This is a genomic window from Vibrio sp. D3 (assembly GCF_043995865.1).
Classification (GTDB): Bacteria; Pseudomonadota; Gammaproteobacteria; order Enterobacterales; family Vibrionaceae; genus Vibrio; species Vibrio diabolicus.
In genome coordinates this window covers 72,735-95,515 of record NZ_CP171886.1, presented here as the reverse complement: position 1 = coordinate 95,515, position 22,781 = coordinate 72,735, and the positions used below count along the sequence as shown (strand labels likewise).

The 22,781-nt window shown below is 45.5% G+C and carries 19 protein-coding genes; 7 read left to right on the top strand and 12 right to left on the bottom strand.

The window, feature by feature from the left end; translation table 11 throughout:
* Window positions 1-121 precede the first annotated feature (121 nt).
* Window positions 122-697, top strand: coding sequence for a TetR/AcrR family transcriptional regulator (locus ACHFJ9_RS00390; protein ID WP_005395660.1), 576 nt, complete (start codon window positions 122-124; stop codon window positions 695-697).
* Between the two features lies 1 nt (window position 698).
* Window positions 699-1,103: a PPC domain-containing DNA-binding protein gene (locus ACHFJ9_RS00385; RefSeq protein ID WP_258486182.1), complete on the top strand. Its 405-nt coding sequence runs from the start codon at window positions 699-701 to the stop codon at window positions 1,101-1,103.
* Between the two features lie 102 nt (window positions 1,104-1,205).
* On the opposite strand, the gene nirD is transcribed toward ACHFJ9_RS00385, so the two are convergent.
* The 11 genes from nirD to ACHFJ9_RS00330 all read right to left on the bottom strand — a co-directional run bounded on the left by nirD (window position 1,206) and on the right by ACHFJ9_RS00330 (window position 14,640).
* Window positions 1,206-1,541, bottom strand: a complete 336-nt coding sequence (gene nirD, locus ACHFJ9_RS00380) for a nitrite reductase small subunit NirD (RefSeq protein WP_395354704.1) — start codon at window positions 1,539-1,541, stop codon at window positions 1,206-1,208.
* On the bottom strand, window positions 1,542-4,061 hold the full coding sequence (gene nirB / locus ACHFJ9_RS00375) for a nitrite reductase large subunit NirB (RefSeq protein WP_395354702.1): 2,520 nt from the start codon (window positions 4,059-4,061) through the stop codon (window positions 1,542-1,544). It lies immediately after the preceding gene.
* Between the two features lie 10 nt (window positions 4,062-4,071).
* Window positions 4,072-4,908 carry an ABC transporter ATP-binding protein gene (locus tag ACHFJ9_RS00370; RefSeq protein ID WP_054865281.1) on the bottom strand — a complete coding sequence of 279 codons (837 nt, stop codon included), beginning with the start codon at window positions 4,906-4,908 and terminating at the stop codon, window positions 4,072-4,074.
* 11 nt (window positions 4,909-4,919) lie between these two features.
* Window positions 4,920-5,885, bottom strand: coding sequence for an ABC transporter permease (locus tag ACHFJ9_RS00365; protein WP_005375889.1), 966 nt, complete (start codon window positions 5,883-5,885; stop codon window positions 4,920-4,922).
* Window positions 5,886-5,958: 73 nt separating this feature from the next.
* Complete coding sequence (locus tag ACHFJ9_RS00360; protein WP_005375887.1) at window positions 5,959-7,323, bottom strand: CmpA/NrtA family ABC transporter substrate-binding protein; 1,365 nt, start codon at window positions 7,321-7,323, stop codon at window positions 5,959-5,961.
* A gap of 265 nt (window positions 7,324-7,588) precedes the next feature.
* Window positions 7,589-8,170 (bottom strand): ANTAR domain-containing response regulator, encoded by a 582-nt coding sequence (locus ACHFJ9_RS00355; protein ID WP_042521036.1) that lies wholly within the window; start codon window positions 8,168-8,170, stop codon window positions 7,589-7,591.
* Between the two features lie 73 nt (window positions 8,171-8,243).
* Window positions 8,244-9,161: a dienelactone hydrolase family protein gene (locus ACHFJ9_RS00350; RefSeq protein WP_395354699.1), complete on the bottom strand. Its 918-nt coding sequence runs from the start codon at window positions 9,159-9,161 to the stop codon at window positions 8,244-8,246.
* 229 nt (window positions 9,162-9,390) lie between these two features.
* A complete protein-coding gene (locus ACHFJ9_RS00345) occupies window positions 9,391-10,344 on the bottom strand; it encodes a glycosyl transferase family protein (protein ID WP_395354697.1) in 954 nt (317 codons plus the stop codon).
* Window positions 10,341-11,246: a uroporphyrinogen-III C-methyltransferase gene (cobA, locus tag ACHFJ9_RS00340; protein ID WP_395354695.1), complete on the bottom strand. Its 906-nt coding sequence runs from the start codon at window positions 11,244-11,246 to the stop codon at window positions 10,341-10,343. Before cobA ends, ACHFJ9_RS00345 begins: the two co-directional genes overlap by 4 nt.
* Window positions 11,247-11,266: 20 nt before the next feature.
* Window positions 11,267-13,912, bottom strand: a complete 2,646-nt coding sequence (locus tag ACHFJ9_RS00335) for a nitrate reductase (RefSeq protein WP_395354693.1) — start codon at window positions 13,910-13,912, stop codon at window positions 11,267-11,269.
* 293 nt (window positions 13,913-14,205) lie between these two features.
* The gene (locus ACHFJ9_RS00330) at window positions 14,206-14,640 is read right to left on the bottom strand and encodes a GNAT family N-acetyltransferase (RefSeq protein WP_005395641.1); all 435 of its coding nucleotides are present in this window, start codon (window positions 14,638-14,640) and stop codon (window positions 14,206-14,208) included.
* A gap of 381 nt (window positions 14,641-15,021) precedes the next feature.
* Between ACHFJ9_RS00330 and ACHFJ9_RS00325 the strand changes: the two genes are divergently transcribed.
* The 5 genes from ACHFJ9_RS00325 (at window position 15,022) to ACHFJ9_RS00305 (ending at window position 21,668) form a co-directional block, all read left to right on the top strand.
* Window positions 15,022-16,278 (top strand): aromatic amino acid transport family protein, encoded by a 1,257-nt coding sequence (locus ACHFJ9_RS00325; RefSeq protein ID WP_047009261.1) that lies wholly within the window; start codon window positions 15,022-15,024, stop codon window positions 16,276-16,278.
* 616 nt (window positions 16,279-16,894) lie between these two features.
* Window positions 16,895-18,808, top strand: a complete 1,914-nt coding sequence (locus ACHFJ9_RS00320) for a diguanylate cyclase (protein WP_395354690.1) — start codon at window positions 16,895-16,897, stop codon at window positions 18,806-18,808.
* A gap of 7 nt (window positions 18,809-18,815) precedes the next feature.
* Window positions 18,816-19,157: a hypothetical protein gene (locus tag ACHFJ9_RS00315; protein ID WP_012842508.1), complete on the top strand. Its 342-nt coding sequence runs from the start codon at window positions 18,816-18,818 to the stop codon at window positions 19,155-19,157.
* 249 nt (window positions 19,158-19,406) lie between these two features.
* On the top strand, window positions 19,407-21,200 hold the full coding sequence (locus ACHFJ9_RS00310) for a S8 family peptidase (protein WP_395354687.1): 1,794 nt from the start codon (window positions 19,407-19,409) through the stop codon (window positions 21,198-21,200).
* 12 nt (window positions 21,201-21,212) lie between these two features.
* The gene (locus ACHFJ9_RS00305; RefSeq protein ID WP_395354685.1) at window positions 21,213-21,668 is read left to right on the top strand and encodes a hypothetical protein; all 456 of its coding nucleotides are present in this window, start codon (window positions 21,213-21,215) and stop codon (window positions 21,666-21,668) included.
* Window positions 21,669-21,815: 147 nt separating this feature from the next.
* On the opposite strand, the gene ACHFJ9_RS00300 is transcribed toward ACHFJ9_RS00305, so the two are convergent.
* Window positions 21,816-22,745: an SRPBCC family protein gene (locus tag ACHFJ9_RS00300; RefSeq protein WP_395354683.1), complete on the bottom strand. Its 930-nt coding sequence runs from the start codon at window positions 22,743-22,745 to the stop codon at window positions 21,816-21,818.
* Window positions 22,746-22,781 lie beyond the last annotated feature (36 nt).

The following is a 22,781-nucleotide window of genomic DNA, read 5'->3' as shown; positions in this document are numbered from 1 at the left end:
ACCGATTGGTTAGGATATACTGTAGCCAGTTTATAAACGATCAGTCAAGAACTTCATTTCCCAAAAGTTGTTCAATAAGTTTAGGAGTGGTTTGAGAAAAACCGCTCAGGTAGGTACGCATATGGCAAGAAAAGCCAACTTCGATCGAGAAGAAAAACTATTAGTCGCTATGGACGTTTTTTGGCGCAAAGGTTTCGCTAATACATCCATTTCTGATCTCACCGACGAGTTGAACATCAACCGCTTCAGTCTTTACAACACCTATGGTGACAAGCAACAGCTCTACTACGAAGCGCTCGATACTTACTTGAAAAAGGTCTCGCTACCGTCACTGAATGATTTGGAAAAAGACGACGCGTCTTTACCTGAATTGGAATCGTTCCTCAAATCTTTTGCTGAGCTGCAACGCAAACGCAACTGTGGGTGTTTTATTCAAAATGCGTTGATTGAGCACGCTGGCGAAGACGATGACGTACTGCGCAAAGGGCATTTTTTGTTTGACCATCTTATCGACATTATTGCGGATGCGCTGACCAACGCGCAAAAAGAAACGTTAGTGCCAAAAACGCTGAAACCAGAAGAGCTCGCTCGTTTTGTTCTCAACAACATGCAAGGTATGCGCGTACTTGGCAAAGCCAAACGTTATGCCGATTTGGATACGGCGCTTTCCTGCTTGCTGGTTTTGATTAGGAAGTAATATGTCGATTGAAGTGATAGCAGTACGTCTTACCAAAGGCATGGACTTAAAGCTGAGCCTAGCGAAATTGGTCGAGCAGCACTGTATCAAAGCTGGCTCGATTGCCTCATGCGTTGGCTGTATCTCTGACCTCAACCTTCGTTTGGCAGGTGCAGAGAGTACGTTAACCAAACAAGAGTCATTTGAAATTGTCTCTGTGATGGGAACCCTAACGCCTGAACATCAACATGTTCATATCTCGGTGTCTGATCGTGAAGGACGAGTTTTGGGTGGGCATTTGCTGGAAGGCACAGTGATTGATACTACCGCAGAACTGATCATCCATTCTTACTCAGGACTTGAGTTCACTAGAGCGATGGACGAGTCGACTGGCTATACCGAACTCCAAGTGAATCCTTCCAAATAGTAAAAAGCTCCAGAGCCATACTGTGCTGTCTCTGGAGCTTTATTCAAATGTTGCTTACCTTATGAGTTCACTCATATCGAGCAAGCTGACGAACTTAGAGGATCATTCTTCGACTAAATAACAACCCTGATTATCGTCGACCGTTACTCGCCACGTTTTTAGACAGTGCGCTTCGTCTTCCAAACATTGTCCATTCTTTAAACTGAAGTGTTGTTTGTATAGCGGTGATGCAACACACATCTCACCATCGATATCACCGACAATCCCTCGACTCATCACATAAGCCTTACCAATTGGGTCCCAATCTTGAACGGCGTAAACACCGCTATCTGGAATGTAGAATAACGCGACATGCTCGCCTTCAATCAACACCGTGGCACCGATGAACGGCATTAGGTCATCAAGCTGACACAATTTCACTTTGGTTAAAGCTGCCATTTACACCTCCTGTTTCACTGGAATACGCTGACCGCGCACACGTTGGTACGGCAAGACTTTGCTGCCCGACGTGCTGTTCAAGAAAGGACGGAAGCGTTGCAATTTTTGAGGATTATCCAACGTACTCTTCCACTCACATTGATAGGTATCTACGACTCGTGCCATTTGTTCATCCAAAGAATCACATAGGTTGAGAGAGTCATCCAGAATAACTTGTTTAAGGTAATTTAAGCCCCCTTCCATGTTCTCCATCCACACTGACGTACGCTGCAAGCGATCAGCGGTGCTGACGTAGAACATCAATACTCGGTCAATCATGGTGATCAACTCTGATTTGGATAAGTCGGATGCAAACAAATCAGCGTGTCTTGGTCTCATGCCGCCATTACCACAAACGTATAGATTCCAGCCGTTTTCGGTGGCGATCACCCCAATGTCTTTACTTTGCGCTTCTGCACACTCGCGAGTACAGCCCGATACGGCAAACTTAAGCTTATGGGGCGCTCGCAATCCTTTGTAGCGGTTCTCTAACTCAATGGCTAATCCAACTGAATCATCAACACCATAACGACACCAAGTAGAACCCACGCACGATTTCACGGTGCGCACCGATTTACCGTAGGCGTGCCCTGTTTCAAAACCAGCACCAATTAAGGTTTGCCAGATTTCAGGAAGCTGTTCTAACTGCGCGCCAAATAAATCCACGCGCTGACCGCCAGTGATCTTGGTGTACAGATCGTATTGCTGAGCGACTTCACCAAGTACGATGAGTTTGTCTGGTTTAATTTCGCCCCCCGGAACACGAGGTACAATCGAGTAAGAGCCGTCTTTTTGCAGGTTTGCCATAAAGGCATCGTTAGAATCTTGTAGAGATTGATGCTGTGGCTCCATGATGTGTTCATTCCACAAAGAAGCAAACACTGATGCTGCTGTCGGCTTACAGATATCACACCCATGCCCTTTGCCATGCAGTGCGATTAAGGTGTCGAAGTCTTTGATCTGTTCCACTTGGCAAATATGGAACATCTCTTGCCGACTCAGCTCAAAGTGCTCACAAAGGTGGTTGTTAACCTCTACCCCCATGGCTGCCAATTGAGTATCCAATACCGATTTGACCATATTGCTACAGCCACCACAGCCAGTACCTGCTTTGGTGTTGGCTTTAAGGTCCGTCAGGTTGGTGGTGCCAGCTTGTATCTCGGCAACTAAGTCGCCTTTTGTGACGTTGTGACAAGAACAGATGATGGCGCTGTCTGGCATCTCTCCGTCCAGCATTCCGGTATCAAACAGCAGGTTCGCCGCGTGGTCTGGCAGAACCGTTTTGTTCAAATAACACTGTAAGAGCGCATCGTAATCGCTGTTGTCACCGACGAGAATCGCACCAAGCAATTGGGTGCCGCTCGCATCAACCACCAGCTTTTTGTAGATGCCTGCAACCGCATCTTGCAAGACCATTTCTTGTGCGCCTTCGGTCTGCATTTGTGCATCGCCAATAGACGCCACATCCACCCCAAGCAGCTTAAGCTTGGTGCTCATGTCCGCACCTTTAAAACCTTCACTCGGCATTCCAGTCAAGACATCGGCAGTGGTTCTCGCCATGGTGTAACCGGGTGCGACTAAACCAAAGATCTTCTGCTCCCAAAGGGCACATTCGCCAATCGCGTAAATATTCTCATCGCTGGTTTGGCATTGGTTGTTAATCACAATGCCACCTCGCTCACCTACTTCTAGCTCAGCCAGCCTTGCCAACTCATCTTGAGGGCGAATGCCTGCGGAGAAGACTATCACATCAACTTCGAGAGGATCTTTGTCTTTAAACACCATACGATGCTTAGCCGTTTCACCATCGCAGATTCGTTCCGTACCCGTTGAGGTATGCACGGTTAGCCCTAGCGCTTCAATCTTCTCTTTCAGCACTAAGCCAGCACCATCATCTAACTGTACGGGCATCAGACGAGGCGCAAATTCAATAACGTGAGTTTCTAGCCCCAATAGTTTGAGTGCATTTGCCGCCTCTAAACCCAATAAGCCACCGCCAATTACTGCGCCTGTTTTTGCGCCTTCACATGCTTTTTTGATTTGTGAAAGGTCATCAAGCGTACGGTAGACAAACACGTTGTCGCGGTCTTTACCTTCAATTGGCGGCACAAATGGGTAGGAACCGGTCGCGAGCACAAGTTGGTCGTAACCCAGCACATCTTCACCATCAAGCAGAATACGCTTTTGCTCTCTGTCGATGCCTGTTACTTGGCTGCCAAGTACTAGTTGGATGCCATGCATGTCGTACCATTCTTGGTTACTCAGCATCAAATCATCATGGGACTTACCCGCAAATAAAGAAGATAGTTGTACACGGTCATACGCGATAAAGCGCTCTGCACCAATCACGGTAATTCGGTGCTCCAAATGCGCGTTTTTCTGCACTAATTGCTCGACGAGGTGTTGCCCGACCATACCGTTGCCTACCACAACGATGTGGCTCAATGCGTTCTTTACTGGAATCGTTAAAGGACTGTTCATCGCTGCCTCCTTATGCCGTTTGCGCTGCGGTTTTGGGTTTGTCTTCTTTCGAAGCAGGAATCTCGACTTTGGATTGCTTCTCGTAAAGGAACTTCAGCACCGCTTGTCGACACTTCTGATACTGCGCATCATCCGCCAGTGCGACACGCTCACGAGGGCGAGGTAGATTCACTTCTAACACTTCACCAATGGTTGCTGCCGGTCCATTAGTCATCATCACGATTTTGTCGGATAGCAGCACCGCTTCATCCACGTCATGGGTAATCATGATGACGGTATTGTTTAGCTCGGCTTGAATCTTCATCAGTGCATCCTGCAAATGCGCACGAGTTAACGCATCCAACGCGCCAAATGGCTCATCCATAAGCAAAACCTTTGGTTGAAGTGCCAGTGCTCTCGCAATGCCGACTCGCTGCTTCATACCACCAGAGATTTCATTGGGCTTTTTGTGCGCGGCATGCTGCATTTGAATCAACTCCAAATAGTGGTTCACTTGTTCCTGAATCCATGCTTTGCCCTTTTTGCCAGCAATTTGTTTTACTGCGAGCTCAACATTTTGATATACAGTGAGCCAAGGCAATAATGAATGATTTTGGAACACCACTGCACGATCGGGTCCCGGTCCTGCCACCTCTCGCCCATCGACGATCACGCCGCCGTCTGTTGGCATGTGCAGCCCTGCGACTAAGTTCAATACCGTTGATTTACCGCAACCAGAGTGGCCAATCAGCGATACAAACTCACCTTTATTGATTTGTAAATCAACGTTCTTAAGCGCGATGAACTCGCCATCTGGCGTTGGGAATCGCATCCCTAAACGCGTTAGATCTAATAATGCTTTTTCCATGATCTTTTCCCTTATCTCAACGCTTGTTGTTTATTCCAAGACAGCCACTTTTGAAGTTGCAACATGCCTCTATCGAGCATCAATCCAATAAAGCCGATTGTGATGACGGCGACCATAATACGACCCAATGATGCCGAGCTGCCGTTTTGGAATTCATCCCAAACGAACTTGCCTAACCCTGGGTTCTGCGCGAGCATCTCTGCCGCAATCAACACCATCCAAGCGATACCTAAAGAGAGACGTAAACCTGTGAAGATCATTGGAATGGCAGAAGGTAAAACGATAGTGCGAATGTGCTGCCACCACGAAAGTTGAAGCACTTTACTCACGTTGATTAAGTCTTTATCAACGCTCGTTACACCCACTGCGGTATTAATCAGCGTCGGCCATAAGCTACACAGCGCTACAGTGATCAGAGAGTTGATGAACGACTTAGCAAACATCGGGTCATCACTCACATAAGTGGCACTTACAACCATAGTGACGATAGGCAGCCAAGCTAAAGGTGATACGGGCTTGAGCAGTTGAATGATTGGGTTGAACGCTTGATACAGCCCTTGATTAAGACCAAGCACGATGCCAAGCGGAATCGCAATGACCGTCGCCAGCAAAAAGCCCGCGGTTACGGTCACTAAGCTTGTTATGATTTGGTCGAAGAACGTCGGTTTACCTGTGTAGGGACGAATCTTCACTTCCGCATCTGGATTTTTGGCTAACTTCGCAGCATTGCGCTTTTCTTGACGCTCGATAAACGCTTGTTCCTTTTCTCGCTCTTGCCAATGGTCATCGACAAGGTTGCTGAACTGCTGAAAAGTTTGCACAGGTCCCGGTAGCGTACCTAATGAAGTTTGCACTTCTCTCGCCGCTAAGTGCCACATTGCCAAGAAGATCAGCAAACCAATGACGGGCAAAAGCACCAACCTACTTCGGTTCACTACCTGCTTAGCAGGAAACAGGGAAATGACATTACTAGACATACTCACTCCTAAGAAATTTACATCCTTGTTGCCACAAGCGAATCCCCCTCGCCTGTGGCGTTTATCGTTATGGTTAAACCTTGTCTTTTCCTTTAAGCCCGATAGAGAACTTCTCTAGATATTTATTTGGCTCGCGACCGTCATAAACGATGTTGTCGATAAAGTGTGTTTGTGGCGCACGGAAACCATCTTCAGCACTAAAATCTGGGAAGTCTTTTTTGCTCAACACACCATCTTCAATTAGCGCTTGAGCTGCTTGTTGGTAGATATCTGGACGGTAAACCTCTTTCGCCACATCCATGTACCAATCATCGGATTTCTCGCTTGAGATTTGTCCCCAACGGCGCATTTGAGTCAGATACCAAATCGCATCGCTGTAATACGGATACGTGGCGTTATGACGGAAGAACACGTTGAAGTCTGGCACGTCTCGTTTGTCGCCTTTCTCGTATTCAAATGTGCCGGTCATTGAGTTGGCGATAACTTCGGCATCGGCTCCGACGTACTCGCTTTTTGATAGCATCTTCACTGCTTCTTGGCGGTTGGCATTGTCGTTTTCATCCAACCAATGTGCCGCTCGAATCAAGGCTTTCACTACGCGAATGTGTGTGTTTGGATATTTCTCAGCCCAAGCTTTGGAAACACCAAATACTTTCTCTGGGTTGTTCTTCCAGATCTCGTAGTCGGTCACGACTGGCGTACCAATGCCTTTGAATACGGCTTGTTGGTTCCATGGTTCGCCTACGCAGTACCCTTTGATCGTGCCCGCTTCCATTGTTGCTGGCATTTGTGGTGGCGGTGTAACACTCAAAAGAACGTCAGCATCCAACTGGCCACTGTTATCGCCTGAATCTGGTGCGTAAAAACCTGGATGAATCCCCCCTGCCGCTAACCAGTAACGCAACTCATAGTTGTGCGTCGATACAGGGAACACCATGCCCATATTGAAAGGTTTGCCTTTATCCAGATAGCTGTCGACCACAGGCTTCAGTGCATCCGCTTTGATTGGGTGAACAGGTTTGCCATCTGGTTGTTTTGGAATGTATTGCTTCATCTGCTCCCAAGTATCATTGGAAACCGTGATTGCGTTGCCGTTCAAATCCATACTGAACGCGGTAATCACTTCTGCTTTTGTGCCGACACCAATCGTCGCGCCCAATGGCTGACCAGCAAGCATGTGCGCGCCCGCAAGCTCACCATCGATGACTCGGTCTAAAAGCACCTTCCAGTTTGCTTGCGCTTCTAAAGTGACGTACAAGCCTTCGTCTTCAAAAAAGCCTTTCTCATAAGCAACCGCCAGCGGTGCCATATCGGTTAACTTAATAAAACCAAACTTCAGGTCTTCAATTTCTGGTTCACCCAACTCTGCCTTTACGCTGACCGTGGTGAATACCGATAACGAAATTGCTGACACTTTCAGCATCGAACTCCATTTCATTGGTTTGCTCCCATAAAAAAAGCGCCACTACTCCGAAGAGCAGTAGCGCCGTTGCTAAGTCTACAATTACCGCCGTTGATAATTGAGATAAGCGATTCAACAATAAACCCAATTCTACTAATCCAATTACTGTGCCAACTTATTTTCTACAGTAAATACAATAAATTAGTTGATTCTACCGTTTCTAATTCCCTGTTATTGCTTGCTGATAGTGCAACACGCACCACGTTAGAAAACGTACTCTAACCCCAAAGTGGTAGAGCAACTAATCAAGCACCTCCAAAGTAGTTATCAAATTCTTGGCAACTTGTGCGAGCGTTTGGCTCGATTGCATAGCGGATTTTCTAAGCGCTTTATAAGCCTGTTCTTCATCAACGCTGTGCATCTTCATCAGCAGACCTTTGGCTTTTTCCACCAGCTTGCGCTCTTCAATCTTATGGGTCAGCGATTCAATTTCCGATTGCATACTTTCGAATTTCGCTCTCACTAATGTCGCATGCTCAATCCAAGGTTGAAGTGCAAATTCACTATCGTGCGGCATGAGCACATAGTCCATTTTTTCTGATAAACGATTGATATCATTGGAAGATAACTGCTTTAAAACAATAAGAAGTGGTGCCGATTTTCTGCGACAGAAATCGACGATCAAACGCAGTTCCGCGGTTGGTTGCTGCCATCCAACCACAACGCTTGCCGACGGTTCTCGTTGCATTAACGTTTCTAGTTGTGCCAATTGGCAGCCGATGATGTTGTCGTAATCTTTGCTCAATAAGCCGGACAATCGAGCCTGCTCTTGGAGGCTATCACAGCATACTATGATGGGTGTTTTTGACGTTGATTGAGTCATGCACATTCCTTGTTTATATCTCACTCACTAAGAGAGACATAACAAGGAATGTGCCAACTAAAGCTGAAGCGTTTTAACTAGAGGCGAGATGTTCTTTGAAGAAGCCAAGTGTGCGTTCCCAAGCGAGGGCTGCTTCTTCCGGTGCGTAGCGTGCTGTTGAGTCGTTATGGAAACCGTGGTTGACGTTTTCATACATTAACGCTTGATACTGTGCGTCGGTCGCGATTAACTGCTGCTCATAAGCTGGCCATGTGTCGTTAACGCGCTTATCGAGCCCTGCAAAGTGAATCATCAACGGTCCTTTGACTTGCTTTTGGATCTCTTGCGCCGCGGGTGTTCCATAGAATGGCACACCTGCATCGAGCTCTTCTGGCATTACCGCTGCAAGCATGTTGACAATGTATCCACCGAAGCAGAATCCAACCGCGCCCAATTTACCGTTTCCACCCTCGTATCGTTTGAGGAAGTTAGCGGCTGCAATAAAGTCTTGTTCTATCTTGGCTCTGTCCATATCTTTCTGCATGGCGCGACCTTCATCGTCGTTCCCCGGATAGCCGCCGAGTGGATAAAGCGCGTCTGGAGCGAAAGCAATAAAGCCATCTTTTGCAAGTCGTCTTGCGACATCTTTGATATAAGGGTTCAGACCTCGGTTTTCATGGATCACCAACACGGTCGGCGATTTTAAGGTCTTCTTCTGTGGCATCACCAAATAACCACGCCCCTCTCCATGCCCATTTGGAGATGGAAAGGTTTCGTAAGTTGCTTTGATGTCAGGATCGTTAAATGAAACTTGTTCTGCGAGTGCGTAATTCGGGGTTAACGCATCGACCAGTGCTGTCATGCTAAAGCCAAGCACAGCAAGGCCACCCAGCCTATTTAGAAACTCACGGCGCGAGATTTTTCCGTGGGCGTATTCGTCGTACCAATCGAAGGCTTCTTGCGGGATCGGGTGAGAAGCCTTTTCACTAGGAGTGGTATGCTTTAGAACCATTATCCATGTCCTCTGTGTCTTACCATATGGGTTTTTCTCATTCTCAAAAGCGAAGCGAGAAACGAACGCGATTGAGGCTAAAACTGCGGTTTCACCACTCTGATACGGAGCAAGGTGGTGAAACACATCATTGGCGAGCTAGGATCTTTTACCTTCTTCAAACAATAGATAATGGATTCAGATTCAACAACTTTGCGTCGTTGGTTTTACATTAATTGACAATAGTATCTTATTGCTGGCCGCAATAGGCTTGCCAGTAAGAGAAAGCTCGTTCGAATGCTTTTTCCCTGTCGCGCATTTGTGCAAACAAGACCACTGTCATTGTGGCGAGAACCGTATTCGCCATTTGGTTCATGTCATCTTCTGACGTCCCAAACGGGCAGTTCGCAGGCATTGGCACCTCAGACAGCATTTGCTCCGTCCAGTAGTGCGATGTCACGCCGCTTGTTTGGCTTAACCATACGGTTTGACTTACTTTCGGGTTGTATTCGGACTCACCCGATTGTCCTTTGAATGACACAACGGCATGAGCGGTTTTGCCAATCTCGAATTCGACTTCAGCATGAAGTTGTTGGAAACCAGGATGGAAGCTACCACGAATACCAACCGTTGCTTGCCCCGGATTCAATGCTCGAACCACGGTATTAATCGGCGTTCTAAGCCCATAACGATTCTTCCAACCGATCATGGTTTCTGCTTGAGGAGCAAATGCACTGAGCGGTAGATACACGATGTTTTGTGTTTCTAACACACGCTTTGCGTCTTCTGCTGATTCCGCTTTCGTAATAGCAAATTTGCCGAGGTAATCTTCGGCGTGTAAACGTCCAGATTGACGGTCGTGATAGCCATGCATCAGCACTTTATGACCATTATCGGCAAGGATCTTCGCTGCCAACAGGTGCCAAGGCTGACCTGCCGCTTCACGTTTGCCTGCGTAACATGGCCAGTCGATGTCTGCACCAATAGCAGGCATGCGGGATTGGAATGCTTTTACAAAGCCAGCGATTTCTTGTTGAGTCTCGTTTTGTACGCGGATCAGCATCAGCAGCATTGCCATTTGATCATCATCGCACTCTCCGTTTAGGTATTCATCCATAACTCGAAACGCTTGATCAAAGTTCAGTGGTTTTCTACCACGTTCGCCACGACCGACTGTTCTGATACATTCCAAAATGCTGCTCATATTCCCTCGTATTCCGTCACTGACTGTACGGTTTCTATTAGTTGTTCGCGCAGTTTGACAACTTCTCCCATCACAATCAATGCTGGGCTGATGCCTTTAAGTGTAATCGATAACTCATTGAGCTGATTGAGTTGGGTCACATGAACTTGCTGCTGAGGGCTGCAACCATGAGTGATGACCGCAACAGGGAAATCTTCTCTCAAACCAGCGTCGATTAAACCGATTTGTATGTCTGCCGATTTTTCTAATCCCATGTAGAACACCAATGTTTGTCCGCTTTGCATCAATTGGCTCCAAGCCTCAAATGCGCCTGTTACCACTTGCCCCGTCACAAAGGTAACGCTGCGAGCAACGCCGCGATGAGTCAGCGGAATCAAGCTGTTTGCGGAACATCCAATCGCAGCAGTAATACCGGGGATGACTTCGTAAGCGATAGAGTGTTTGACAAGCGCTAACGCCTCTTCGCCTCCACGACCAAATACAAAAGGATCTCCCCCTTTTAAGCGCACAACTCGCTTTCCTTGCTGAGCGAGCGACACCATCAAATCACAGATTTCCTCCTGACCAATACTAGGTTGTCCGCATCGTTTGCCCACGTAAATCCAATCGGCTTGTGGCGAAGTCAACTCCAAAATATCTTTGCTAACCAGACGGTCGTACAACAGTACCTCTGCCGACATAATCGCTTTCACTGCCTTCACGGTTAACAAGTCTGGATCGTGCGGTCCTGCTCCGACAATCGAAACAAAACCTTTTTGATTCGCATCTAGATCTGCGGAGTGATTTTCTAAAAGTTGGTTCAGTTTGCTTGCTTGGTCATGCTTAGAAAAGCGAGACGAGCGTTCTTGATTCTGACTCGCTTGTCCTTTCTTAAACCAAGACTTTTGATAAGGCGCTTCCATGTGCTTATCCTCTTTCTGATTTACTTTATTTGCATCGCCAGACTTTGCTGGCTCGCTTGCTGTTTGCCCTTTTGATGCTGATGGCTGTCGACCATTTGTTTGATTTGAGAAACGCACGAACCACAGTTAGTACCGCATTTGAGTTTGTTTTGAAGCTGGGTCAGTGACGTGCAATCTTGTTTCTCCATCGCGTCATGTATTTGTTTATCGGTGACACGGAAACAACTACAAACCAGTTTAGCGCTGCTTTGCGATTGAGTAATGGTAAGCAGTTGCGATAGCTCCATCGGTTTGCCAATCAAGCCAGTAAAGTTGGTGTAGTCGGTTTGAATCGGTTCACTAGACACCACCAAAACAGAACGAATGATACGAACATCTCCAACAAGATCGTAATCCACCGCTAGCCAACCTTGGGCAATATCAATCGTGATCCTGCGGCTCTTTTCCGTTCGACAAAAACTCTGCTTTTTTGGTCGTTTATCGTGTGCGAAGCGCCAGATGCCCAAATTACTTTCTGATTGAAATGCGCTGTAGAGAAACTTGCCGGAATCAAACTGTGTCCCGATGAACATACCGTAGGTTTTTACCGCTGCGTCTTGCACTTCAACATAAGACGACTTAAACGCAGGTTGCCCAGAAATAGGGTCTTTTGCGCTGTTTATTATCGCGTTAACATTGCTTTCACCCCCATATCGGCCCGCCCAGTGCATTGACATAAACAGCTCCTGAAAACCCAAACCTTCATCAATGGCCACTTTGGCATAAATACTGGTGTTTGAAGTAGGCTGGAACAGCTTGGTGAGTTGTCCTGCTTTTAAGCGATTTTGAGTGGCGGAGAGTGTGTTCATGTACACGGTTGGTTCTAACTCTGAGGCGGCAAGGTGTGCGATATGCCCTGTACGCGTCATGGTATGCCATTGGTCGCGTTGTCTGCCCGTATTGAGCCACCAGCCTTTTGTTCTCTCTAAGCGTTGAGGCAATTCACTGGTCACGACAAAACGCGCTTTACCATCTGGGTGCGAATAGATTCCTTCAGCAAAAGGGCGCTCTCCTCCCCATTGTGTCGGCACCCACTCCTCGTATTCTTGCTCGGTTAAGTTCGCGTATTGAGACAGGTCGAGCTTCAATGGCGAATCAGTATTCATGCCTGTCATCGCCGCATATTCCCTGAATACCGCCCGCTCAGAAGTAAACGCAAAGCCATTTTGTGTCTTTTCCAATGTACACAGAGCTTGTCCGACTTGGCTTATCGCCCACCAATCTGGTTTTGCTTCACCAGGAGGCGTTTGAAACTGACGCTGCCTTGAAAGTCGACGTTCAGAGTTGGTTACCATACCTTGTTTCTCACCCCAACCAGCGGCCGGCAGCAACAGATCCGCGTAATGCGCTACATCCGAATCCGCTGTAATATCGGAAACAATCACAAACGGACAAATCTCTAGTGCACGTTTTACCAATTGGTTATCTGGTAAAGAAACCACGGGATTGGTTGCCATGATCCACAGAACTTTAATCTCACCACGCTCTACCGCCTCAAACAGCTCAACGGCTTTTAAACCGGGCTGAGTGGCAATTTCGGGTGAATCCCAAAACGCCTGCACTTGCTTGATAGACTCTGAGTCAAAAGCACGATGAACCGCTAACTGGTTGGCCAATCCACCGACTTCTCGTCCGCCCATCGCATTCGGCTGACCTGTAATAGAAAACGGCCCGCAACCTGACTTGGCAATTTTACCTGACGCCAAATGTGCATTAATAATGGCATTGCCTTTATCGACACCATTTTCGGCTTGGTTAACCCCTTGGCAAAACAGCGTGATTGCGGTTGGGCTTTGTGCGAACCATTGGAAGAATGTCGTGAGTTTTTCTTCTAAAATACCAATGGAAGACGTTAAATTAGTGACATCGTAACGCAAATCAGAAACTTCTTCTGCAAGCGCATCAAACCCGTCGGTATGGGAATTTATGTATTCAGAATCAATACATTGCTGCTCGATAAGAAACTTGAGCAGCCCATTAAAAAGTGACACATCCCCATCGTTTTTAATCGATAGATGCAAATCCGCTTGCTGCGCTGTGACCGTTTCACGCGGGTCAATGACCACCAGCTTGAGGTTAGGATTGTTTTCTCTCGCTTGTTGAATACGTCGAAATAGAACAGGGTGCGTCCAAGCGGTATTCGCACCGCAAATGATCAATAGTTCAGTATTATCAATGTCGTCGTAATTGACTGGAACGACATCTTCGCCAAATGCGCGCACGTGAGCAGCAACCGCAGAAGACATGCATAAACGGGAATTGGTATCGATGTTCGCGCTACCCACATAACCTTTCATGAGTTTGTTGGCGACGTAATAGTCTTCCGTCAACAACTGGCCTGACACGTACATAGCGACGGAATCCGGTCCAAACTCTGCTTTCGCTTGATGGATCTCTTGTGCAATTAAGTCTGTGATCACCTGCCATGATACTTCTTTTTCCCTTAGCTTGGGGTAGAGCAATCTTGAAGGCATTTGTAAGCTTTCTGCTAATGCGACACCCTTTACACACAGTGAACCGGAATTGGCCGGATGAAGCGCATCTCCAATAATCTTGTTATTGCTGATTTCAATTCCGCAGCCTACTCCGCAATACGGACAAGTTGTCTTTCTACACCCTTGTGACATAACGCCTCCTGCGCGACTAATCCTAAATTACAGGCAAAAAAAAAGCCTCTCCCGAATCGAGAGAGGCAGCAATGCCTTTAACGCTGTTAGTACATTTTCAAAAGTAATACCCTATCCCGCTCTCGCCTGCTATAGAGAGCGGCGCATCGAGTTAACGATGAACATTTATCTCAAAGCAAACGAGGTGCCAAGATTGAAAATCATTAATTTACAAAACGTTAGAATGTAAACAACTATTGCAAAGTAATACCGCGCACTGATTGAGTGCAAGTTTCGTTCATTATCGTGCAGGGTTACTTTACTAATTCCATGACCAATCTAGACTCTTCGTCACCGAAATAATGCGCTTCTTCTTTTAATACTTTGAAGCCAAGGGAGAGGTACAAAGACAATGCAGGCTGATTATTCGGATCGACCGTCAACTTCACACTTGAGCCCAGCTTTAACGGCGCGATGGCACTTTCAATCAGAGAACGCGCAATACCCTTACCACGATGTTGAGTATCGACAGCCAGTGACATGATCCAATATTGCTGCGCATTTGTGCTCGTCGTCAGCAAAATATATCCTGCGACTTGCTCCCCCTCTTTCGCCACTAGTAAGCTTTCCCCCCAACAATCAAAAGCTTGTCGAAAGAAAAATTGAGGATAGGCATGTTCTCCAAACAAAGTATTTTCAAGCGTATACACAGCCAATAAGTCGTCTTTATGTGCAGACAGAATGTCCATTCAATGATTCCTCCTTTAACATTTGTGGCGGCAGTATATACCTAAAGCTCATCTAAATGCAGGACTCATAGACCTGCCACTTGCTAGCCCTACAATATGCACCATGGCTCATTAAGTAAGAGCAAGCTTCTTTAGCATATACATCCATGATTAAGTTTTAACCACGAAATCAAAAACCACCCATTAGTAAAAATTTGAAATATAACACCAATTTATTACTCATATATCAGATTAAAATTCTAGTTTTTAAAAAAATTCATAGTTTGATAAGTTACAACCACCCCTTATCTTCAGCATGATTCACCACACTTCCGATGTGATAACAAACACCAAAACCTATACCATTCTCCGCATTATTATTTTTATAAAAGCGAGTTTTAAGTGAAAGAATCTCGAAATGCGTTAAATTCCAGTGAATTAAACACAACAACATCTTGGTCAAAACACGATACACATTGGGTCCTTAGTCTGTTTGGAACAGCCGTTGGTGCAGGCATTCTATTTCTGCCGATCAACCTTGGTATTGGCGGGTTTTGGCCGTTAGTCGCAATGGCTGTGCTTGCTTTCCCAATGACTTATCTTGCCCACCGTGGTTTAGCTCGCTTTGTACTGTCTTCCAAGATCAAAAATGCAGACTTTACTGATGTAGTAGAAGAGCACTTTGGCGCAAAAGCGGGTCGCTCTATTTCACTGCTGTATTTTCTTTCGATCTTCCCGATCCTGTTAATTTACGGTGTCGGTATTACCAATACCGTAGACAGTTTTATGGTTAACCAAGCTGATATGGCTTCTTTGCCTCGCCCTCTGCTTTCAGGTGCACTAGTGTTTGCATTAATTGCCATTATGATGGCGGGCGAAAAAGTCATGCTACGGGCTTTTGCCATTATGGTTTACCCATTAGTAGCTATTCTTGCCTTTCTTTCATTTTACTTGATACCAAACTGGACCATGCCAATCATGGACGCCCCTGAAGCGTCTGCTTTTGCTAGCACTATGTGGTTAGCGGTTCCTGTGGTTATTTTCTCGTTTAGTCACGCAGCTGCGATTTCAAGCTTTGCAAATGTGCAACGTCGCCATTATGGCGATCAAGCGGATGCGAAATCCGAAGTAATTCTTCGACGCACTAGCATCATGTTAATTGCGTTTGTGCTTATTTTTGTCTTTTCGTGTGTATTAGCGCTGTCACCAGAGCAATTGGCTCAAGCTAAAGAACAAAACGTGTCGGTGCTGTCTTATTTAGCCAATGCAACAGACAACCCATTTATCGCAACGCTTGGTCCTTTGGTGGCTTTTGTTGCTATCACTTCCTCTTTTCTTGGGCACTTTTTAGGTGCACGCGAAAGCTTAAATGGTTTAATTACCAAACACTCTAAACTGTCTGAAAAGCGGGTTGATCGTATCAGCGTTGCAGTACTTTTCTTTTCAATCTGGGCAGCAGCGATCATGAACCCAAGCATTCTTGGTATGATGGAAGCGTTGTCAGGGCCTGTTATCGCGATGATCTTATTTATTATGCCAATGTTAGCGGTATACAAAATCGATGCATTGAAACAATATCGTGGAAATGGCTCAACTTACTTTGTTTTAACTGCGGGCATTGTAGCGGTAAGTGCATTGATTTTTAGCTTCTTCAGCTAAAAAGTAGTTATTAGGTTGGATTTTCAGGGGAATACCTTATACGAGATTAAGGTGATTCCCTGAATTTTCTTACTCTTAAGCGGGTAACCATCGTTACCATTGACTCTTAAATAAGAGCAAAAACGCCCGCAATCATAAGTACTGAAGCGATACAAGTGCGGCCAATAATACCGAAGTGTGAAGGTTGAATCATTTCATTATGCATAGTTAATCTCCTGTTTATTATAAAAGCCATTTTTTATTGGCTTAATAACACTATGTCTAATATCGAGTTTTTTAACAACCCATACAAACATTAAATATTTATGACAGAAAGATAATTTTTTAGCGAACCAGCCATCTTTCGAGATGCGAATCGCACCGACTAAATGATGAAACTTACACCACTAACAATGTTCGACACACTAGATTCGTCGTACTGTTTATCTTGTCGTTAAATCAATCTTTCCACTTTTGAACAGATTTATCATTATAAATCATAATATTAGCCTCACCTTTCGCGAAACTTTCTTCACAAGCCGTTTGTAACTCGGAATCCATCCGCACTTAGCCAATAAGAAGTGATAGACTTACCTAGTATTAGGGTTAAACGAGATCACATTTTATTAATAAGCTCATGCACTTTCCGATTAAAACGCTAACTTGCGCGCTGTTCTCAGTACTTGGATCCTTCTTCCATCCAACCCATGTACTTGCCAACACAGAAAAACAGAGCTACCTGGAAGAACACATTTCTCCTCAAAGCAACTCCTTGCTCAATCTCTATTTTCGTTCAATGGGTAAGCCGCGCTCAATTGAAGAAGATGAATTAGTTGCGCCACAGAATGCGTCAGCGGAATCTCTTGCGCTTTATTACTTTGCGCGCCTATACCTAAAGCGCTACGAAGGCGTTCCGCTGCCCAAAGATATGCCTGATTTAATTGAGTTTGGGACAGAGCATAATTTACCGTGGGTAGTCGCTGAAGCACAGCTTAATAAAGCGGTAACCATGATTGAACTAGACGACAATTGGAATGCAGAACTTGTACTCCATGACATCATCGCTGAAGCCCGCGATCTCGGCTATTTAGCGCTAGAAGGAAGAGCATATCGCTGGCTAGGGAACTTAGAGGTTTCACGGAATCAACTACGTAGCGGACTCAAGTATTACCGAACCGCCTATGAGTTGTTAGAGAGAACCGTATTTGAAATGCAAGTTGCCATGACGCTGAATAACATCGGTACCGTCTATATCGATGCATCCGATTGGGCTCGCGCCAGTAGCTACCTTACGCAAGCACTCGATACCTATTTAAACAGCGAATATCAATATGACAACAGCCTTTTCATTGGGGTTATCTACGCAAACTTAAGTATTGTTCACTTAAGCAGTGGAGATAGCGAAAAGGCAGAATACTATTTTAATGAAGCAATCCGACTCTCAATGCAAACGGGGTCAGACGTCATCAAACACTATTCATTATCCAGCTTCTCACAAATGTTAAGTTCGATAGGGAAAATTGATGAAGCGTTGATGGTTGCACAGCGTTGCGTAGCTCTCCCTATCACGGGAAACGTAGAGGCGAAGAAAATGCCTTGTTATGAAGCATATGCAGAAGCATACCTCGCAGATGAACAATACGATAAAGCTATTTCGACAGCTATCAACGTACTTGAGCAAACTAAATCAACCGATGAGCTAGAAATACGACAGCGCATTGATATGCTGTCGGTCCTAGTAAACGCGAATCAAACCCTTAATAATTTTGAAGCGGCTTTTCGTTACTTGACTCAGTTAAGAGAGCTAGAAGCTGAATTTTCTCATCATATTCACGGCGAAGAGATGATTAATATTAAGTTTGACCTCGAAGCTAAGTTAGCTCAGAAAGAACTCAAGCTACTAGAAACGAAAAATGCGTTGCAAGCTTCAGAGCTGCGTTCACAACGCTATAGAGAAATGTTCTACTTTATCGCTATCGCAGCGATTGGTGTCGTTGGCTTTCGTTACGTACTGCGCGTTAGGAGTATTAATAAAGCACTCACTCAAGAAAATACTACCGATCCATTAACTCAACTGCACAACCGTCGCTACCTTCCCATTTGGCTGGATAAAATGGCTCGTAGAAGCCCAGATAGAACGTTTGCCTTAGCCGTATTAGATATCGATCATTTTAAAACGTTTAACGATGAATATGGGCATGATATTGGCGACAAGATGTTAATGCATATTGCCAGGTTATTTAATGAATCGACTCTCTCTGGTGACCTACTCATCCGTTGGGGTGGAGAGGAGTTTGTCTTATTATTTGAAGTAAACAGAACTGAAGATTGCGCTAAATTCTTGGATCGATTGAGATATATCGTGGAAAACACGCCACTAGTGGTTGACTCTAAGTCATTAAACGCGACAATTTCTCTCGGGGCTGTCGACAGACTGTCCGTAAAAACTATTCAACAAGAATGGGATCAATGGTTTTTCTTCGCAGATCAAGCTTTGTATGACGCAAAGCAAGCAGGAAGAAATCGCTTCGTTATTCACCCGACGTCATAAGAGCAAAATGAAAAAAATCCTAACCATCGCTATTTTTGCGCCTGCACTTCTCACTGCATGTAGTAACCATCAAGCCTCTCAACTGGGAATGCGCAGCAGCAGTGTTAACGTATATGCCCAACAAATGAGTAACACTCAGTTGTGCGAGACTCTCTACTACAACCGTGCAACCAACCAAACCAAAGTTGCGATTGGCGCTGAGTTTAACCGACGTGGTTTAAACAAGAAGTGGTGTGATAGTGAGTTCAATAAGCTATACATCAAAAAGTGGATTGATAACGTGCTACCCAAAGAAAAGGCCAAACCGAAGAAACCAATGGCGACAATTCAACCCGCTTCAACTAAGTAATCCTTCCTCTCAAAGCAGACAGTACGACCGTATTTTCTGCTTTTTACTTTTCATGCGTGCGCTATTCGACATTAAAAAACCCTATAGTTTCAGTTAATTAATACTGACTCATGTTGTTCGTCGAACTTTTTATGTAAACAAGTTGTAAATGGTTTTCGTCCTTATTCTTTGTCGTTAGCTTTGTTTACTCCTGTTAGAGGAATATGAAACAGGAGCTAAAAAATTCCAAACAAAGACATGAGCTCAAAAATGGAAATACGCATTAACCGCCTATTTGCTGCTATGTTGGCAGTAGGCATTGCACCTGCCGCCTCGGCGTTTGATCCACTCTATTCTGAACAATGGCACTTAGACAACACAGGGCAAACTGCTTTTGCAGCTAACCCAGCTGTTGCTGGGAACGACCTAAACACCAAGCTCACTCAAGCAATGGGTATTGCGGGTATTGGTGTAAAAGTCGCGGTCATTGATTCTGGAGTGCAGATCGATCACCCAGATCTTGCAGGTAATATAGTTACAGGTAGCAGAAACTTCGTCGAAGACTCTTCTTTCCCATTAAGTTATCCGGTTGATACCAATGGTCACGGCACTGCTGTCGCCGGTTTGATCAGCGCAGTCGGCAACAATGGTGAAGGTGGACGCGGTGTTGCTTCTCACTCTTCTCTTATTGGTTTTAACTGGTTAGCCAACCAGACATTAGAAGGCTGGCTAATCTCTCACGGCATGGACCCAGCCACACGCGATGTTCGTGTATTTAACCAAAGCTATGGTTTCAGCCCGATCAACCCAATAACTTTTGATGAAAGCGATCCTCAACTTAAACTTGAAATGGACGTGATAAAAAATGTCAGCGAGAGTAACTCATGGGGACGCGGTGCTGTATTTGTTAAGTCAGCCGGCAATGGTTATCGCTATTTCAATGCGGGAAGATTCTTCGTATTACCAAGTAACTTCTTTGCTGGTGGAGACAACCAAGGCTTGCCGATGCACAACTCCGCTCAGTCTTATGACAACGCCAACTATTTTAATTTAATCACCAGTGCACTACGTGCGGATGGCACGCGAGCGAGTTACTCATCGGTGGGGTCTAACGTGTGGGTTGCCGCACCAGCAGGTGAATATGGGCAAGACTTCCCTGCCATGGTCACCACCGATTTGATGGGTTGTGAAGAAGGGCAAAATACCAGCGACGGACTTGGTATCAATGGCTTACACGGCGGAACGGAGCTAGACCCGAACTGTAACTATACCAGTACAATGAACGGAACCTCGTCTGCTGCGCCAAACACGTCCGGTGCCATCGCGGCAATCATGTCCACGAATCATGCACTTTCTGCTCGTGATGTACGTGCTTTGCTAGCAGAGACAGCAAAAGTAACGGATAAAACGCATCCAGGCGTACAACTTGAATTTACTAACCACAAAGGTGAACAGGTTAGCTACGAGGCCATTTCTCCTTGGCAGAAAAACGCTGCAGGCGTAGATTTCCATACTTTTTATGGCTTCGGCGCTGTCGATTTGGATGAAGCAATGCAACGTGCTCGCATGACGAATCGTGTTTTACCGCCTCAAGTTATTACGCCTCAAGTTATTACGCCTTGGGTTAATAATGCTAAAGAAGTCAGTGTACCCGATGCGAGTCTGGCTGGCGGTTCATCAAGTATCGCTATTGCCGATGATCTGAAGGTAGAATCCGTTCAAGTGAAATTGACATTAGACCACTCTCGCCTGCCCGACTTAGCTATCGAGCTCGTTTCGCCATCAGGGACTCGTTCCGTTTTGCAAACACCACGTAATGGTCTTGTTGGTCAATCTCTTGACCCAACGATTACTGGCTACAAAGACCAATTAATGTTGTCTAACCAGTTCTATGGCGAAGATGCAAAAGGCGAATGGACATTACGAGCAATCGATACGAATGGCGACGAAGTCTTTTCTTACATTGCATATTTTAACTCTTCAACCATCTATGACGTTCCGATGGCAAACAACGCTCAGCCAGGTGTTATTAAGAACTGGTCCATGCGCATCTTTGGACACTAAGGAGTCAATTACATGAAATACATATCATTTTCTATGCTGGCTCTTTCTATGATGACGGCTAGCGCATACGCTGAGCAACAACTCTCTCAACAACCCGCACCTGAACTGTTTGTGCCTTCAGAAGCGGTTGAGATTAATGGCCAAGATTATCGCAAGGTGCAAACGGGTACAGCTAGGAGCCTATCCGAAGAAGTAAAACTTCAAGCCAGTGATGAAGTGTTTAAGAATGCGTTTAGCAATGTATCCAAGGCCACTGGACTGGTTTACATCACGGTAAACAACTCTAACGAAGCGAAAGCGGTCGCCAAAGAGCTAAAGCTGGAAGTTGTCTTCGCAGAGGGAGAGTCTGCGGTGTTAAAAGCATCTCAAGATCAAGATCTACTAAGCATTAGCGACTATCTAAACGCAGACAGCCGGGTAAAAGCGTCTAAAATTGAACTAAACAGCGGTAAGTACCGTGCACAATAATTCTCTAGCAAGAGAAGTTGGCTGATAAAACCATGCCTCAGCGATTGCTGAGGCATTTTTATAGATGGGTATAGAGACCCTCTTTTTCTTTTGTAGATTACTACGGAACTAGCATGATATTTAGGGGAGCGTGTCCGGCTGCGCCTGTCATTTCTTAAATAAAATAACTTCGGTTCTTAGTTTATCCTGCGTGGTTTCTTGCGGATTATCTAAGTAGCGCTCAATCCCTAATGGACTGGTTTTGGCTTTCATACCACTCTGACGAACCAAGTTCATCGCTAAAGCCCATGCATTTCCCAAAAACTGATATTCCCCACGGTGCTCGACGACAAATGTTTCACTCTCAGGTATGGTACCGGAAACCGCTCCCTCTGGCGCAGTTACTGCGTTATCAAGTGGCAAGCAAGTGATAAACTCAAACGTGCCTTTCTGCATATCCATCGACTGGTAATAACAAAATAACTCGCCGTTCACAGATAAGCCCTTGTCATCAACTATCTGCTTTAACTGTTGAACTTGTTCTTCTATTACCGGACCTAATTCTGGAATGGTGGCCTCGCCTTTTATTCCGATGTAGTGAACCTGAGGCAGGGTTCGATTACCAATTTCAACCAAGTCTGAGAGCACTTGCCCGGTTTCAAGTTTGCTTTTGAGCATGCGTAGCCCACGTTGATAATCCATCTCTATCATCGACTTAACCATACTTTTCAAAAAGAACAGATACCAAGGAACGCGTGATTGCATTTGCCATTCGACTAAACAACCATCTTGTGACGGCGTCACTATTAGAGTCACCTTTCCGTGACTCTTAATTGGGCGAAAGAAATGAAGCTCCATATCTAACCGATGTTCTTGAGTGCTTTCAAGTACGATGGCACCAGTCCCAATACGCTGACCATTCCATTGGTAACCGGCTCCAACGTGACCTTGATTATCGCTGAATGTCAGCTCGCAGCTCGGTTCAAGAATGCTCCAAGGTGACCAATCAGGCCAGTTATTAAAATCCTTGAGATAGCCAATAATCTCGCTTTGATTCTTATTAATTTCAATACTTCTGCTGACCTGATAAGAAAGCATAACGGTTCCTCAAGTTTCCGCGTCACTAACTTCAGT

What these genes read in the sequence shown, in the direction of transcription:
- ACHFJ9_RS00390 (WP_005395660.1), top strand. Translation starts at nt 122, where the DNA reads ATGGCAAGAAAAGCCAACTTCGATCGAGAAGAAAAACTATTAGTCGCT.
- ACHFJ9_RS00370 (WP_054865281.1), bottom strand. Translation starts at nt 4,908, where the DNA reads ATGGAAAAAGCATTATTAGATCTAACGCGTTTAGGGATGCGATTCCCA.
- ACHFJ9_RS00300 (WP_395354683.1), bottom strand. Translation starts at nt 22,745, where the DNA reads ATGCTTTCTTATCAGGTCAGCAGAAGTATTGAAATTAATAAGAATCAA.
- ACHFJ9_RS00385 (WP_258486182.1), top strand. Translation starts at nt 699, where the DNA reads ATGTCGATTGAAGTGATAGCAGTACGTCTTACCAAAGGCATGGACTTA.
- ACHFJ9_RS00355 (WP_042521036.1), bottom strand. Translation starts at nt 8,170, where the DNA reads ATGACTCAATCAACGTCAAAAACACCCATCATAGTATGCTGTGATAGC.
- nirD (WP_395354704.1), bottom strand. Translation starts at nt 1,541, where the DNA reads ATGGCAGCTTTAACCAAAGTGAAATTGTGTCAGCTTGATGACCTAATG.
- ACHFJ9_RS00315 (WP_012842508.1), top strand. Translation starts at nt 18,816, where the DNA reads ATGAAAAAAATCCTAACCATCGCTATTTTTGCGCCTGCACTTCTCACT.
- ACHFJ9_RS00350 (WP_395354699.1), bottom strand. Translation starts at nt 9,161, where the DNA reads ATGGTTCTAAAGCATACCACTCCTAGTGAAAAGGCTTCTCACCCGATC.
- ACHFJ9_RS00320 (WP_395354690.1), top strand. Translation starts at nt 16,895, where the DNA reads ATGCACTTTCCGATTAAAACGCTAACTTGCGCGCTGTTCTCAGTACTT.
- ACHFJ9_RS00330 (WP_005395641.1), bottom strand. Translation starts at nt 14,640, where the DNA reads ATGGACATTCTGTCTGCACATAAAGACGACTTATTGGCTGTGTATACG.
- ACHFJ9_RS00345 (WP_395354697.1), bottom strand. Translation starts at nt 10,344, where the DNA reads ATGAGCAGCATTTTGGAATGTATCAGAACAGTCGGTCGTGGCGAACGT.
- ACHFJ9_RS00335 (WP_395354693.1), bottom strand. Translation starts at nt 13,912, where the DNA reads ATGTCACAAGGGTGTAGAAAGACAACTTGTCCGTATTGCGGAGTAGGC.
- nirB (WP_395354702.1), bottom strand. Translation starts at nt 4,061, where the DNA reads ATGAACAGTCCTTTAACGATTCCAGTAAAGAACGCATTGAGCCACATC.
- ACHFJ9_RS00305 (WP_395354685.1), top strand. Translation starts at nt 21,213, where the DNA reads ATGAAATACATATCATTTTCTATGCTGGCTCTTTCTATGATGACGGCT.
- ACHFJ9_RS00360 (WP_005375887.1), bottom strand. Translation starts at nt 7,323, where the DNA reads ATGAAATGGAGTTCGATGCTGAAAGTGTCAGCAATTTCGTTATCGGTA.
- cobA (WP_395354695.1), bottom strand. Translation starts at nt 11,246, where the DNA reads ATGGAAGCGCCTTATCAAAAGTCTTGGTTTAAGAAAGGACAAGCGAGT.
- ACHFJ9_RS00365 (WP_005375889.1), bottom strand. Translation starts at nt 5,885, where the DNA reads ATGTCTAGTAATGTCATTTCCCTGTTTCCTGCTAAGCAGGTAGTGAAC.
- ACHFJ9_RS00310 (WP_395354687.1), top strand. Translation starts at nt 19,407, where the DNA reads ATGGAAATACGCATTAACCGCCTATTTGCTGCTATGTTGGCAGTAGGC.